Source organism: Pseudomonas syringae, assembly GCF_023278085.1.
GTDB lineage: Bacteria > Pseudomonadota > Gammaproteobacteria > Pseudomonadales > Pseudomonadaceae > Aquipseudomonas > Aquipseudomonas syringae_Q.
On the sequence record NZ_CP066265.1, the window covers coordinates 4,474,840 to 4,488,022 of the forward strand.

Genomic DNA, 13,183 nt, shown 5'->3' on the forward strand with positions numbered 1-13,183 from the left:
CTTCTCCCAGGCGTCAATTAGGTAGTGCCTTTAGGTGGCTGAAGCATACGTCGTGCCAAAGTGATGATTGCTACGTTCATTTGTCTGACAGGCTCCGAAACGAACATTTTATCACCCAGAAATTCGCAGAAACTGACAATTTTCGTCACATCTACCCTTGCCATTTGGCAGCATCGTTCGACTGCGCTATAAACCTCACACTGTCTGTGTGTGGTGGTTCTATGACCGATGTCGTGCTCACGGGTTTGGCCAAGCAACTGGTTCTGGCCGAGCTTATCAACGAAAAAAATGCCCAACTGGCCTATCAGCAGGCGCGACGCGACAAGATTTCGCTCGTCAGCTATCTGGTACAGAACAAGTTAGTCAAAAGCCTGACGCTTGCGGAGATGGCGTCTGACCAATTCGGCATTCCGTTCATGGACCTGTCGAACCTTGATAAGGAAAGTCAGCCCAAAGGGCTGGTAAGCGAAAAGCTCGTCCGGCAACACCATGCACTACCCCTGTGGCGACGCGGGAACAAGCTTTTTATCGGCATATCCGACCCTACTAATCATCAGGCAGTGACTGATATTCAGTTCAGCACCGGTTTAAATACCGAGGCGATACTCGTAGAGGACGACAAACTCAGTAATGCCATCGATAAGTTTTTTGAGACGGGTAATGGCTTGGGAGAGATGGAAGACGTCGATCTCGGTCTCGACGTTGACCAGTCCGATAGTAAAGAGACCTCGCTTGCTGACCAAAGTGATGCTGACGACGCTCCGGTAGTACGTTTCGTCAATAAAATGTTGATGGACGCTATTCGACTCGGCTCCTCGGACCTCCATTTTGAGCCCTACGAAAAGACCTTTCGCGTACGCCTGCGTACCGACGGGATTCTGCATGAAGTCGCCAAGCCTCCGATCCATCTGGCAAACCGTATTGCAGCGCGTTTAAAAGTTATGGCCAGCCTTGATATATCTGAGCGGCGCAAACCGCAGGATGGTCGAGTCAAGTTGCGGGTTTCCAAAACCAAAGCTATCGATTTTCGTATGAACACCTTGCCTACGCTGTGGGGCGAGAAGATCGTGATGCGGATCCTTGATCCGACCAGTGCGCAAATGGGCATTGATGCTCTGGGTTACGAGCCAGAACAAAAGGCATTGTATCTGGAGGCCCTTAAACAACCGCAAGGCATGATTCTGGTCACAGGCCCTACAGGTTCGGGAAAGACTGTTTCGCTTTATACCGGCCTGAATATTCTCAATACTGTGGATATCAATATTTCCACCGCTGAGGACCCCGTAGAGATCAATCTGGAGGGCATCAATCAGGTCAACGTCAATCCGCGTCAAGGTCTGGATTTTTCACAAGCACTGCGTGCTTTTCTGCGTCAGGATCCCGACGTGATCATGGTCGGTGAGATCCGTGATTTGGAAACCGCCGAAATCGCCATCAAGGCGTCGCAGACAGGCCATATGGTGCTGTCCACCTTGCACACCAACAGCGCCGCAGAAACTCTGACCCGCCTGCATCACATGGGCGTCGCAGCGTTCAATATTGCTACGGCGATCAATCTGATTATCGCGCAACGACTCGCACGCAAGTTATGCAGCCATTGCAAGAAAGAACTCGATATTCCTCGCGAGACACTGATTAAGGAAGGCTTTCCAGAGGCGAAGATTGGCACTTTCAAGATATATGGTCCAGTGGGCTGCGAGCATTGCAACGGCGGCTACAGGGGCAGGGTCGGTATTTACGAAGTGGTCAAAAAGACACCGGAGCTGGAACGTATCATTATGGAGGAAGGCAACTCGCTGGAGATATCCAGGCAGATGCGCAAGGACGGCTTTAATGACCTGCGTACCTCGGGCCTGTCAAAGGCCATGCAGGGCATCACCAGCCTGGAAGAAGTCAACCGAGTGACCAAGGATTAAGCATGGCCAGCAAGGCAGTTAAAGTCAGTATCTATACTTGGGAAGGCTTGGACAAAAAAGGTGGAAAGCTCAGTGGAGAATTGAGCGGGCACAATCCAGCACTTATAAAAGCCCAACTGCGCAAGCAGGGCGTCAACCCGACCAAAGTACGCAAAAAGTCAACCTCTATCTTTGGAAACGGCAAGAAAATCAAGCCATTAGATATAGCCTTTTTCTCTCGACAGATGGCTACCATGATGAAGGCTGGCGTACCTCTGCTCCAGTCGTTCGACATAATCAGCGAGGGCGCCGAAAACCCCAACATGCGAACGTTGGTGGTGTCGCTAAAACAGGAAGTCTCTGCGGGTAACAGTTTCGCAACAGCCTTGCGACAAAAGCCGGAGCATTTCGATGAGCTGTTCTGCAACCTCGTCGATGCAGGTGAGCAGGCCGGTGCGTTGGAAAGCCTTTTAGACAGGGTTGCAACCTACAAGGAAAAAACTGAAAAGCTCAAAGCCAAGATCAAGAAAGCCATGACATACCCTACTGCGGTTTTAGTGGTGGCGGTTATAGTTTCAGGAATTCTGCTAATCAAAGTGGTACCGCAATTTCAGACAGTATTTTCAAGTTTCGGCGCAGATTTACCCCTATTCACCCTTATGGTGATTGCCCTTTCAGAGTTTGTGCAGCAATGGTGGCTAGCTATTCTCGGCCTGCTCGTTGGAGGCTTTTTTCTGTTCAAACGGGCCTACAAAAAATCTCAAAAATTTCGCGACGGCCTTGACAGGTTTTTGTTGAAAGTCCCAATCATAGGACCGCTGATTTTCAAGTCATCAGTAGCCCGCTATGCACGAACCCTTGCAACCACCTTCGCCGCTGGCGTGCCCTTGGTGGAGGCGCTGGACTCGGTTGCCGGGGCGACAGGAAATGTGGTGTTCAGAAATGCGGTTAATAAAGTAAAGCAGGATGTCTCCACTGGCATGCAATTGAATTTCTCGATGCGCTCCACAGGTGTATTCCCAAGCTTAGCGATCCAGATGACAGCCATTGGTGAGGAGTCAGGCGCTTTGGACACCATGCTGGACAAGGTCGCTAGCTACTACGAAGATGAAGTCGACAACATGGTTGATAGTCTAACCAGCCTTATGGAGCCAATGATAATGGCGGTGCTGGGCGTTATCGTCGGCGGCTTGGTCATTGCCATGTACCTTCCCATCTTCAAACTTGGAAGCGTCGTCTAACATGCCCCTCCTCGACCTCCTGGCCAGCTCGCCCCTGGCCTTCGTCACCACCTGCTGCATACTCGGCCTTATCGTCGGAAGCTTCCTCAACGTAGTCGTCTACCGCCTGCCAAAAATGATGGAGCGCGACTGGAAAACCCAATCCCGTGAAATGCTCGGCCTCCCCGTCGAACCGGACCAACCCGTCTTCAACCTGCTCCTCCCCCACTCCAGTTGCCCGCACTGCGCGCACAAGATCCGCCCGTGGGAAAACCTGCCGATCATCAGCTACGTGCTGCTGCGCGGAAAATGCTCGCACTGCAAAGCCCCCATCAGCAAACGCTACCCGCTGGTCGAGCTGACCTGCGCAGTGTTGTCGGCCTACATCGCGTGGCACTTCGGCTTCGGCTGGCAAGCGGCGGCAATGCTGGTGTTGAGCTGGGGCCTGTTGGCGATGAGCCTGATTGATGCTGATCACCAACTACTGCCTGACTCGCTGGTGCTGCCGCTGCTATGGCTGGGCCTGATCGTCAACGCTCTCGGGCTGTTCACCTCGCTGAGCGATGCGCTGTGGGGCGCAGTAGCAGGTTATCTGACGCTGTGGTCGGTGTATTGGCTGTTCAAGCTGATCACAGGCAAGGAAGGCATGGGCCATGGCGACTTCAAATTGCTGGCCATGCTTGGCGCGTGGGGCGGCTGGCAGATTTTGCCGCTGACGATCCTGTTGTCATCGCTGGTGGGCGCGGTATTGGGAGTGATCATGATGCGTGTGCGCCGGCTTGAGAGCGGCACGCCGATCCCCTTTGGTCCTTATCTGGCCATTGCGGGGTGGATCGCTTTGCTCTGGGGTGGTCAAATAAACGACTCTTACATGCAGTTTGCCGGTTTCAGATGACTAATCCTGATCAAAAACCCTGGATTCTTGGCCTGACTGGCGGCATCGGTAGCGGTAAAAGCGCAGCAGCGCAGTGCTTTATCAACCTCGGCATCGACACCGTGGATGCCGACCATGCCGCTCGCTGGGTCGTCGAGCCCGGGCGTCCAGCGCTGGAGCAGATAGCGGCGCATTTCGGTAGCGGCGTATTGCAGGCAAGCGGCGCGCTGGACCGTGGCGCGCTGCGCAAGCTGATCTTCGAAAACCCGGAGCAGCGACGCTGGCTGGAAGCGCTGTTGCATCCGCTGATCAATCAGGAAATCGTCAGCCACTTGGCCAACGCCAGATCGCCGTATGCCATTCTGGTGTCGCCGCTGCTGATCGAATCCGGGCAATCCCGGATGGTGCAGCGCCTGCTGGTGATCGATGTGCCACCGCAACTGCAGATAGAACGCACGATGCTGCGCGACAGTTCCAGTCAGGACCAGGTCGAAGCCATTCTCAAGGTGCAGATCCAGCGTGAAGATCGCCTGCGCCACGCTGATGATGTGCTGGTCAACGACCGCGATCACGCCTGGCTGACCAGCGAAGTCGAGCGGCTGCACCACTTTTACCTTACTTTGCGTGGAGGCCAATCATGAGCCAACCAATGACCGTTCAATGCCCGACCTGCGATGCACCCGTGGAATGGAGCGCCGCCAGCCCCAGCCGTCCGTTTTGCTCGGAGCGCTGCAAACTGATTGATCTGGGGGCATGGGCTTCCGAGGAACATGCGATTCCGGTGAGCCCGGATGCTGAAGATGAGATGTTTTCAGGAGATTTGGAGGCGCCGCACAGAGGGCATTGAGACGTTCCAGGAGGTATGCCCACGCTCTGCCTGACTCTCGTGCCAATGCTCCGCATTGGCATGCATCTCGTGACGCTCCGCGTCACAAATCTACACCGCGCCGCACATTCCAGGTTGGACGCAGAGCGTCCAGAAATGCATTCCCACGCGAAGCGCGGGAACGAGAATGATCGAGGTCAGCGTCCCGTTTTTTGAGCTCATTCCAACACTTAGAAAACATCGCAGCGGTGGAAGAAAATCGAAGAAAGCGATTTTTTAGTGCGGTGAAAAGGCATCACCGCACGGGCCTACCCGATTTTACTGAGTCTTTCCGGTAGTGCGAATGGAGTCCCACTCTGTGACAAAAGCAGCCTTCGATTTGCTATTGAAGAGGCAAAGCTCGGTACCTTGACGACCTTTCATATGCTTCTGCGGATACTGGCCTTGCATGAGGAGAGCTGTGTAGCCCACGCGGTCATCAAATTGAGCTGGAGTACCGACAGGTTTGGCATCTTTCAAACCACTGGCTTTGATACAGCTTTCCAAGACGGCTTTGTCGTAAGCCGCCCAAGCATCAGGGCTGGAAGCTTGAGCTTGAGTGGCAAGGGCAGTGAGGCAGAGAAAGGCAAGCGAGGCGACTTTCATAGGGAGGGATTCTTTATCGCAGGAATGAGCAGGGTTGGAGTACGTCTCACAGAGTGTTCCAGTTCGGCGCAACAAAGCAAAGCTTTAGCCTGCTGAAAGGTTTTTTCGCTTACTTTGGAGCCCGATGCAAAAAACTCCCGAAATCACATCAGACTTTATTTTTCACCTTCACATTTGAGCGGTAAGCTAGCCCCCCTATGGATGACTCAGACTACCTACGCCTGTTGACGATCCAGGCCGAACAAGCCAACGCCTTTCTGTCCAATGCGCGGAAGTGGGAGCGTGAGCGTTGGGTTTGTCAGCGGCTGTTGCAGGGGCTGAACATTGCGCATCGTAATGAGGACTTCACGCCTGCCAGTCAGGAGCCGCCCGATGTGCTGTTTCGTGACGGGCGTTTTGAGGTGTTTTTCGTGCTGGACGAAGGCCGGCGTCTCAATGATGAGTGGCGCGAGGAGTTGCAGCGACGACGTAGCGCTTTCTCGCTGAGCCAACTGGTGCGTCGGGAAGCCAAGCCCAAACGCATTCCTGCTTCCGAACTGCTGCACAGACTCGCCCCTACCCTGCACAAGAAATCCACCAGCTATCGCGAACGCGGTATTGATCTGAGCCAGCTGGACATGATTGCGTTCGCCAGTCTCAAGCGCGAAGTGCTCGACCTCAACAGCCACTTTCCCCCACCCACCGAGTACCTGCGTCAGGGCTGGCGCTCGTTGTCGCTGGTGGGGCCGACCTTTGCTCGGGTATTGTTCGCGCATCCGGGCGCTCCGGATTTTCTGCGGACCAATCTGGGGCGCAGTGTGGTTTTTGATGTGGGAATCAGTCTATGAGCCCGTTTCAGGAGTTACTGGCCGATGTGCCGCAACAAGGCCGTGTGCGCTGGATCGGCGTGCGCCCGGAATCACGCGCCGAGATGATCGAGCTGGACGCGGTGGAAGCGCGTCGCGAGGCTGGCCTGACCGGCGATCACTCGCGACCCGGCCCGCGCAATGCGCGGCAGGTCACGCTGATTCAGTGGGAGCATCTGGCGGTGGTGGGTTCGTTGCTGGGCCGTTCTGTCGAAAACCCTGTCTTGCCGCAGGATCTGCGGCGCAATCTGGTGATCAGTGGCATCAACCTGTTCAGCCTCAAGAACCGTCGCTTCCGCATCGGCCAGGCCATTTTTGAGACCACCGGCTGGTGCCAGCCGTGCGCCAAGCTTGAGCAGCGCCTGGGTCATGGGACCTTCCAGGCGGTGCGCGGGCATGGCGGAATTAATGCGCGAGTGCTACAAAGCGGCATTATCCGGCTGGACGACACCGTGCAGGTCGAGCCACTGGACATCAACGATCCCTGGCCCCCGGTGCGACAGCACGCTTGAGACCACGCATAAAGTGATCAACCCGCTGAACCACGCAGTGCAAAGGCGTGTCGAAGAATACCTTCAGGCAACCTGGCCTCCAGTCGAGCGCCCCGCTCTTGATCCAGGCCTTGCTGTAATGAACCTGTTACCGAGCCATCTGACGCTATGAGCTGCCTTGCGCTCGCGAAGATCGAGCTTCCCGCGAATTTCTTAAACCTTCCGAGTAATCCTTATGACGCATCGTATTGTTATCGTTGGCGGCGGCGCTGGCGGTCTGGAGCTGGCGACCAGTCTGGGTAAAACCCTGGGCAAAAAAGGTACGGCCAGTGTCACGCTGGTGGACGCCAACCTGACGCATATCTGGAAACCGCTGTTGCACGAGGTGGCTGCCGGTTCGCTCAACTCTTATGAGGACGAGCTGAACTACGTGGCCCAGGCCAAATGGAACAACTTCCAGTTTCAGCTCGGCCGCATGACCGGGCTGGACCGGGCAGGTCGGCAGATCCATCTGGCGGCCACGCTGGATGAAGAAGGCGCGGAACTGGTTCCGGCGCGCAGCCTGGGGTATGACTCGCTGGTGATCGCAGTGGGCAGTACCACCAATGATTTCGGCACCAAAGGCGCTGCAGAGCATTGCCTGTTTCTCGACAGCCGCAAGCAGGCCGAGCGCTTCCACCAGCAACTGCTCAATCACTACCTGCGCGCCCACGCGGGTCAGGCTGACAGTACACAGGAAATCACCGTCGCGATCGTTGGTGCAGGGGCGACTGGCGTCGAGCTGGCGGCAGAGCTGCATAACGCCGCGCACGAGCTGGCCGCGTATGGGCTGGGGCAGATCAAGCCGGAAAACCTGCGTATCACGGTGATTGAAGCGGGCCCACGGGTGTTGCCTGCGCTGCCGGAGCGTATCGGTGCGCCGGTACACAAGACGCTGGAGAAGCTGGGCGTTACCGTGCTGACCAATGCAGCGGTCAGTGAAGTGACGGCAGACGGTCTGGTCACGGCTACCGGGCAGGTGATTCCGGCGAGTCTGAAAGTCTGGGCGGCGGGCATTCGTGCTCCGGCCTTTCTGCATGAGCTGGACGGGCTGGAAAGCAATCGCATCAATCAGTTGCAAGTGCTGCCGACGCTGCAGACCACTCGCGACGAGAATATCTTCGCCTTCGGTGACTGTGCCGCCTGCCCGCAGAAAGGCACCGACCGCAATGTGCCGCCTCGCGCTCAGGCCGCTCACCAGCAGGCGTCGTTGCTGGCCAAATCGCTGCGCCTGCGGATCGAAGGCAAGACGCTGCCGGAGTACACCTACAAGGACTACGGCTCGCTGATCTCGCTGTCGAGCTTCTCGGCGGTCGGCAATCTGATGGGTAACCTGATGGGCAGCGTGATGCTCGAAGGCTGGCTGGCGCGGATGTTCTATGTCTCGCTGTACCGCATGCACCAGATGGCACTGTACGGCGCCTTCCGCACCCTGATGCTGATGCTGGGCAGCAAAATCGGCAAAGGCACCGAGCCGCGGATGAAGCTGCACTAGCGTTTAACGCTCTGCGTCCTGTTTTGAATATGCGGCGCGACGCAGATTTGTGACGCGGAGCGTCACCCAATGCATTCCTACGCTGGAGCGTGAGGAACGATAGGCGTGCGAAAGAACACCTATCGTGCCCCCGCTCCGCGTGGGCACGCATTTCCGGACGCTCTGCGTCCTGTCTTGAGTATGCGGCGCGACGCAGAGTTGTGACGCGGAGCGTCACCCAATGCATTCCTACGCTGGAACGTGAGGAACGAGAGGCGTGCGGAAGAACCCCTATCGTGCCCGCGCTCCGCGTGGGCATGCAGTTCCGGACGCTCTGCGTCCTGTCTTGAGTATGCGGCGCGACGCAGATTTGTGACGCGGAGCGTCACCCAATGCATTCCTACGCTGGAGCGTGAGGAACGATAGGCGTGCGAAAGAACCCCTATCGTGCCCGCGCTCCGCGTGGGCACGCATTTCCGGACGCTCTGCGTCCTGTCTTGAGTATGCGGCGCGACGCAGAGTTGTGAGGCGGAGCGTCACCCAATGCATTCCTATGCTGGAGCGTGGGGAACGAGAGCTCTGCGACTCTTGTGCTGACTTGCCGTGCCCGTAATACCAGCTACTTTTAACTGGAGCCGCTTTCTGTACAGGTCAACCGGACGGAAGGCGTGACTTCGTCTATCAAGTTCGCCCCGATCGCGCAGATAACCTTTACAGCCGTTAACAGCAGTAGCACTGTTCAAGGATCGAACCCATGACGTCGAGTCAACTCCACACTACGCCAGTTCAACATCATCCGCGTTTCGTCTGGTTTCCGTTGATTCCTGTTATCCCCGCCATCGCCTGGATACTCACCCAGTCGGGCACAACTGCGAACAATCTCATTGCCAGCGCTGTACTGATCGCCTTGGGCGCCGGTGCAGGTATCTGGGCTGCACGCTCGCAAGCCAGCCAGGTGCATCTCGCCGGCGCTCGGGCGCTGGATCATCACTTCACGCATAACGCTCAAACCAGTGCGATGGCCGCCAGTGCGCAGCTCAACGAGGTATTCCTGGGTGCCATGCCGATCTGGGCAAAACAGGTGGAAAGCTCGCGCCAGCAGACCGAAACCGCCATTGTCGAGCTGACCGACCGTTTCACTGGTATTTCCCAGCGCTTGCAGGAAACCGTGCAGGCATCGCAGCACGCGGCAGGTGAGCTGGACGGACAGAACTCCGACGGCGCGCTGAAAGTGCTGTCCCAGAGTGACAGCGAGCTGAGCCAGGTGATCGATTCGCTCAAGGCCACTCAGGCCAGCCGCGACCAGACGCTTTCCCAGGTGCGCAGCCTCACCGCCTACACAGGCGAACTGCGCACCATGGCGGCCGACGTTGCAGCCATCGCCGCACAGACCAATCTGCTGGCCCTCAATGCCGCCATTGAAGCTGCCCGCGCGGGCGAAGCAGGCCGGGGATTTGCCGTGGTCGCCGATGCCGTGCGCAGCCTGTCGAGCAAGTCCAGCGAGACCGGCCAGCAGATGTCGGCCAAGGTCGACATCATCAATAACGCCATCACTCAACTGGTCCAGGCCGCGTCCAGCGGTGCCGATCAGGACAGCCACTCGGTGAGCGCTTCCGAGCAGAGCATTCAGAACGTTCTGGAGCGCTTCCAGAGCATTACCGGGCGCCTGGCCGAATCCGCTGACTTGCTCAAGCAAGAAAGCTACGGCATCCGCGACGAGATGACCGACGTTCTCGTGAGCCTGCAGTTTCAGGACCGGGTCAGTCAGATCCTGGTCCATGTCCGCGACAACATCGATGCCCTGCACGCACACGTGCTGCAGGCCAGCCAGTCGCCCGACCAGGCCGTCGCCATCGACGCCCGGCAATGGCTGGCACGCATGGAGTCCACTTACGCGACAGATGAGCAACGCCGCACGCATCACGGCGAATCGGCAGCGCAGCAGAATTCACAGGAAATCACGTTCTTCTAGGGGTAGATCATGGCTAAGAGTGTACTGGTGGTCGACGATTCGAGCAGTGTCCGGCAGGTCGTCGGCATCGCTCTGAAAAGTGCCGGATACGACGTAATCGAAGCCAGCGACGGCAGGGATGCACTTGGCAAGCTGACGGGGCAGAAAGTGCACCTGATCATCAGCGACGTCAACATGCCAAACATGGATGGCATCACCTTCGTCAAAGAGGTGAAGAAGCTGGCCAGTTACAAATTCACGCCCATCATCATGCTGACCACCGAGTCTCAGGAATCGAAAAAGGCCGAGGGTCAGGCGGCGGGTGCAAAAGCCTGGGTGGTCAAACCGTTCCAGCCCGCGCAAATGCTGGCGGCGGTTTCCAAGCTGATCCTGCCCTGACAAGTGCAGCACTGAAAAACCGTCCTGATGGACAGCCCTGACTAAATGTCCCTGGAGGTCAGCATGACGATATCTGCCGAGACCACCGATGACACTGCACGCGTGCAGATCGACGGCGAACTGACGATTTATACCGTGACCGAACTGGCCGCCCGATTGCTGCCGCAGATCAGTAGTGCGGCGCGCCTGGAGGTCGACTTGTCGAACGTCACCGAAATGGACGGCGCAGGCCTGCAACTGCTGGCGGTGATTCAGCGCGAGGCCAGCAAGACGGGCACGGCGCTGCACCTGACCGGCCAGAGCAAGGCGGTGAGCGAAACCTTCGCGTTATGTAATCCGGGTGTCGTGCTGTAGCGCGTCTGTTTGCAGCACTGTTAAGTAGTCGGACATAGGAAGTCATTGTGAGCATTAACCTCGATCAGGCTCAGCAGACGTTTATCGTCGAAGCGCGTGAGCTGTTGCAGGCGATGGAGGAATCCCTCCTGCAACTTGAAAGCGAACCGGGCGATGTGGACGCGATTGGCGCAGTCTTCCGAGCGGCACACACCATCAAGGGCTCTGCCGGACTGTTCGGGCTGACGCCCATCGTCAGCTTCACCCACATTGTCGAAGACGTGCTGGATCGCCTGCGCGAAGGCAGTGTGTCGGTGGACGCCGGGCTGATCGCAGTGTTGCTCAAATCCGGTGATCACATGCTTGAGCTGATCGACGTGGTCGCCAGCCGTGGCCAACAGCTTCAGCCGCCAGCGCTGGAGCGCGAAGCAGCGCTGCGTCAGGCGTTGCAGGTCTACCAGGCACCGGGGGCCGCTCCGGTTATTGAAGAAGCGCGCTCGTCCGATACGACTGATGCCGAGAATGCAGAGGTGTTGTGGCATATCTCGTTACGCTTTGGCGTCGACGTGTTCCGCAATGGCATGGACCCGCTGTCGTTCCTGCGCTACCTCAACACGCTGGGCAAGATGATTCAGGTCAGCACCCTGACCGACAGTATTCCGCCTGTGGAAGCGTGGGACCCGGAGTCCTGTCACCTGGGCTTCGATATCGACTTCCTCTCCTCTGCCGGGCATGCCGCGATCAACGAAGTGTTCGATTTCGTGCGTGAAGATTGTGTCGTTGAAATCACTGCCGCTAATGACTCGACAGACAGTGGCGAGCCCACCGGTACTGAGCTGGTCTCGCAGACCGAACGCAGCGGCATGGTTGCCAGCGGCGAGCTGCTGGGCGACCAGCGAGCAGTGCCGCGAGAGCCTGGCGTGGCAACGGCGGTGGAGCGTCCATCGGCAGGCGGCGAGCAGAAAAACAAGGACGGCCGTTATGTTCGCGTCAACGCCGACAAGCTCGACGAGTTGATCAACCTGGTCGGCGAGCTGGTCATCGCCAGCGCCGGCGCCAGCCTGCTGGCCAAGTCGTGCGACAACGACCCGCTTCAGGAGGCCAGTTCAACCGTGTCGGGGCTGGTGGAGCAGATTCTCGACGGCGCGCTGCACCTGCGCATGATCCCCATCGGCGACACGTTCAACCGCTTCCGCCGTGTGGTGCGCGATGTCAGTCAGGAACTGGGCAAAGACATCGACCTGATTATCAATGGCGCGGAAACCGAGCTGGACAAGACGGTCGTCGAAAAAATCGGCGATCCGCTCATGCATCTGCTGCGCAACTCCATGGATCACGGTATTGAAAGCGCCGAGGCGCGGCGTGCAGCAGGCAAACCGGCAAAGGGGCATTTGAGCCTTAATGCCTATCACGACTCGGGCAGCATCGTGATCGAGATTGCCGATGACGGTGCCGGGCTGAATCGCGAACGCATTCTCGACAAGGCCCAGCAGCGCGGGCTGGTTGCCGCAGGCGCGAGCCTGACGGATCAGGAAATCTACAACCTGATCTTCGAACCCGGTTTTTCTACCGCCGAAGCCGTCACCAACCTGTCCGGGCGCGGCGTCGGCATGGATGTGGTCAAGCGCAACATCACCCTGCTACGCGGCACAGTCGATCTCGATAGCCAGCCAGGCCAGGGCACCATCGTGCGCATTCGCCTGCCACTGACGCTGGCGATCATCAACGGTTTCCTGGTCGGTATCGATCAGTCGACCTACGTGATCCCGCTGGACATGGTTCAGGAATGCATCGAACTGGATGAACAGGATCGTCAGGCAAGCCGGGATAACGGTTATCTGGACCTGCGCGGTGAAGTGTTGCCGCTGGTCTACCTGCGCGAGCACTTCAATCACGAAGGCCCGGCCGCACGACGCCAGAACGTGGTGGTGGTGCGCTATGCCGAACACAAGGCAGGGCTGGTGGTGGACGAACTGCTCGGCGAGTTCCAGACCGTGATCAAACCCCTGGGCAAGCTGTTCGGCGCACTGCGCGGGATCAGCGGCTCGACGATTCTGGGCAGCGGCGCGGTGGCGTTGATTCTCGACGTGCCGGCACTGCTCAATCAGATCGTACAAATGGACGCACGCTCGACTCAACCCCCTCATTCGCTCTCGCCCGCTTCTCGCTGACGGATTTGCAACTCCAAGGA

The 13,183-nt window shown here is 57.7% G+C and carries 13 protein-coding genes; 12 read left to right on the forward strand and 1 reads right to left on the reverse strand.

Annotation, left to right across the window (positions count from 1 at the left end; all coding sequences use genetic code 11):
- Positions 1-221 precede the first annotated feature (221 nt).
- Genes pilB through yacG form a run of 5 tightly spaced genes read left to right on the forward strand, consistent with a single transcriptional unit; the run spans position 222 to position 4,836 of the window.
- Positions 222-1,916: a type IV-A pilus assembly ATPase PilB gene (pilB, locus tag I9H07_RS19965; RefSeq protein WP_024674282.1), complete on the forward strand. Its 1,695-nt coding sequence runs from the start codon at positions 222-224 to the stop codon at positions 1,914-1,916.
- A gap of 2 nt (positions 1,917-1,918) precedes the next feature.
- Positions 1,919-3,136, forward strand: coding sequence for a type II secretion system F family protein (locus I9H07_RS19970; RefSeq protein WP_024674281.1), 1,218 nt, complete (start codon positions 1,919-1,921; stop codon positions 3,134-3,136).
- A gap of 1 nt (position 3,137) precedes the next feature.
- Complete coding sequence (locus I9H07_RS19975) at positions 3,138-4,010, forward strand: prepilin peptidase (protein ID WP_236423968.1); 873 nt, start codon at positions 3,138-3,140, stop codon at positions 4,008-4,010.
- Complete coding sequence (gene coaE / locus I9H07_RS19980) at positions 4,007-4,630, forward strand: dephospho-CoA kinase (protein WP_236423966.1); 624 nt, start codon at positions 4,007-4,009, stop codon at positions 4,628-4,630. The genes I9H07_RS19975 and coaE overlap by 4 nt, the downstream gene beginning before the upstream one ends.
- Positions 4,627-4,836 (forward strand): DNA gyrase inhibitor YacG, encoded by a 210-nt coding sequence (yacG, locus tag I9H07_RS19985; protein ID WP_007251656.1) that lies wholly within the window; start codon positions 4,627-4,629, stop codon positions 4,834-4,836. Before coaE ends, yacG begins: the two co-directional genes overlap by 4 nt.
- 297 nt (positions 4,837-5,133) lie before the next feature.
- Here the strand turns inward: yacG and I9H07_RS19990 are convergent, their stop codons facing one another.
- Entirely contained in the window at positions 5,134-5,460 is a 327-nt protein-coding gene (locus I9H07_RS19990; RefSeq protein ID WP_236423964.1) for a hypothetical protein, read from the reverse strand.
- Positions 5,461-5,657: 197 nt separating this feature from the next.
- Between I9H07_RS19990 and I9H07_RS19995 the strand changes: the two genes are divergently transcribed.
- From I9H07_RS19995 to I9H07_RS20025, 7 genes are all read left to right on the forward strand, one after another.
- Positions 5,658-6,287: a DUF1780 domain-containing protein gene (locus I9H07_RS19995; RefSeq protein ID WP_024645221.1), complete on the forward strand. Its 630-nt coding sequence runs from the start codon at positions 5,658-5,660 to the stop codon at positions 6,285-6,287.
- Entirely contained in the window at positions 6,284-6,817 is a 534-nt protein-coding gene (locus I9H07_RS20000) for an MOSC domain-containing protein (RefSeq protein ID WP_024673693.1), read from the forward strand. The genes I9H07_RS19995 and I9H07_RS20000 overlap by 4 nt, the downstream gene beginning before the upstream one ends.
- Before the next feature lie 214 nt (positions 6,818-7,031).
- Positions 7,032-8,330 (forward strand): NAD(P)/FAD-dependent oxidoreductase, encoded by a 1,299-nt coding sequence (locus I9H07_RS20005; RefSeq protein WP_024645223.1) that lies wholly within the window; start codon positions 7,032-7,034, stop codon positions 8,328-8,330.
- Between the two features lie 1,039 nt (positions 8,331-9,369).
- On the forward strand, positions 9,370-10,281 hold the full coding sequence (locus tag I9H07_RS20010; protein WP_419205025.1) for a methyl-accepting chemotaxis protein: 912 nt from the start codon (positions 9,370-9,372) through the stop codon (positions 10,279-10,281).
- Positions 10,282-10,290: 9 nt separating this feature from the next.
- On the forward strand, positions 10,291-10,659 hold the full coding sequence (locus I9H07_RS20015) for a response regulator (protein WP_024672999.1): 369 nt from the start codon (positions 10,291-10,293) through the stop codon (positions 10,657-10,659).
- 63 nt (positions 10,660-10,722) lie between these two features.
- On the forward strand, positions 10,723-11,013 hold the full coding sequence (locus I9H07_RS20020; protein WP_024672998.1) for an STAS domain-containing protein: 291 nt from the start codon (positions 10,723-10,725) through the stop codon (positions 11,011-11,013).
- A 47-nt stretch (positions 11,014-11,060) separates the two neighbouring features.
- A complete protein-coding gene (locus I9H07_RS20025) occupies positions 11,061-13,163 on the forward strand; it encodes a chemotaxis protein CheA (RefSeq protein ID WP_236423961.1) in 2,103 nt (700 codons plus the stop codon).
- Positions 13,164-13,183 lie beyond the last annotated feature (20 nt).

What these genes read in the sequence shown, in the direction of transcription:
- pilB (WP_024674282.1), top strand. Translation starts at nt 222, where the DNA reads ATGACCGATGTCGTGCTCACGGGTTTGGCCAAGCAACTGGTTCTGGCC.
- I9H07_RS20010 (WP_419205025.1), top strand. Translation starts at nt 9,370, where the DNA reads ATGCCGATCTGGGCAAAACAGGTGGAAAGCTCGCGCCAGCAGACCGAA.
- I9H07_RS20015 (WP_024672999.1), top strand. Translation starts at nt 10,291, where the DNA reads ATGGCTAAGAGTGTACTGGTGGTCGACGATTCGAGCAGTGTCCGGCAG.
- coaE (WP_236423966.1), top strand. Translation starts at nt 4,007, where the DNA reads ATGACTAATCCTGATCAAAAACCCTGGATTCTTGGCCTGACTGGCGGC.
- yacG (WP_007251656.1), top strand. Translation starts at nt 4,627, where the DNA reads ATGAGCCAACCAATGACCGTTCAATGCCCGACCTGCGATGCACCCGTG.
- I9H07_RS19975 (WP_236423968.1), top strand. Translation starts at nt 3,138, where the DNA reads ATGCCCCTCCTCGACCTCCTGGCCAGCTCGCCCCTGGCCTTCGTCACC.
- I9H07_RS19995 (WP_024645221.1), top strand. Translation starts at nt 5,658, where the DNA reads ATGGATGACTCAGACTACCTACGCCTGTTGACGATCCAGGCCGAACAA.
- I9H07_RS19990 (WP_236423964.1), bottom strand. Translation starts at nt 5,460, where the DNA reads ATGAAAGTCGCCTCGCTTGCCTTTCTCTGCCTCACTGCCCTTGCCACT.
- I9H07_RS20005 (WP_024645223.1), top strand. Translation starts at nt 7,032, where the DNA reads ATGACGCATCGTATTGTTATCGTTGGCGGCGGCGCTGGCGGTCTGGAG.
- I9H07_RS19970 (WP_024674281.1), top strand. Translation starts at nt 1,919, where the DNA reads ATGGCCAGCAAGGCAGTTAAAGTCAGTATCTATACTTGGGAAGGCTTG.
- I9H07_RS20020 (WP_024672998.1), top strand. Translation starts at nt 10,723, where the DNA reads ATGACGATATCTGCCGAGACCACCGATGACACTGCACGCGTGCAGATC.
- I9H07_RS20000 (WP_024673693.1), top strand. Translation starts at nt 6,284, where the DNA reads ATGAGCCCGTTTCAGGAGTTACTGGCCGATGTGCCGCAACAAGGCCGT.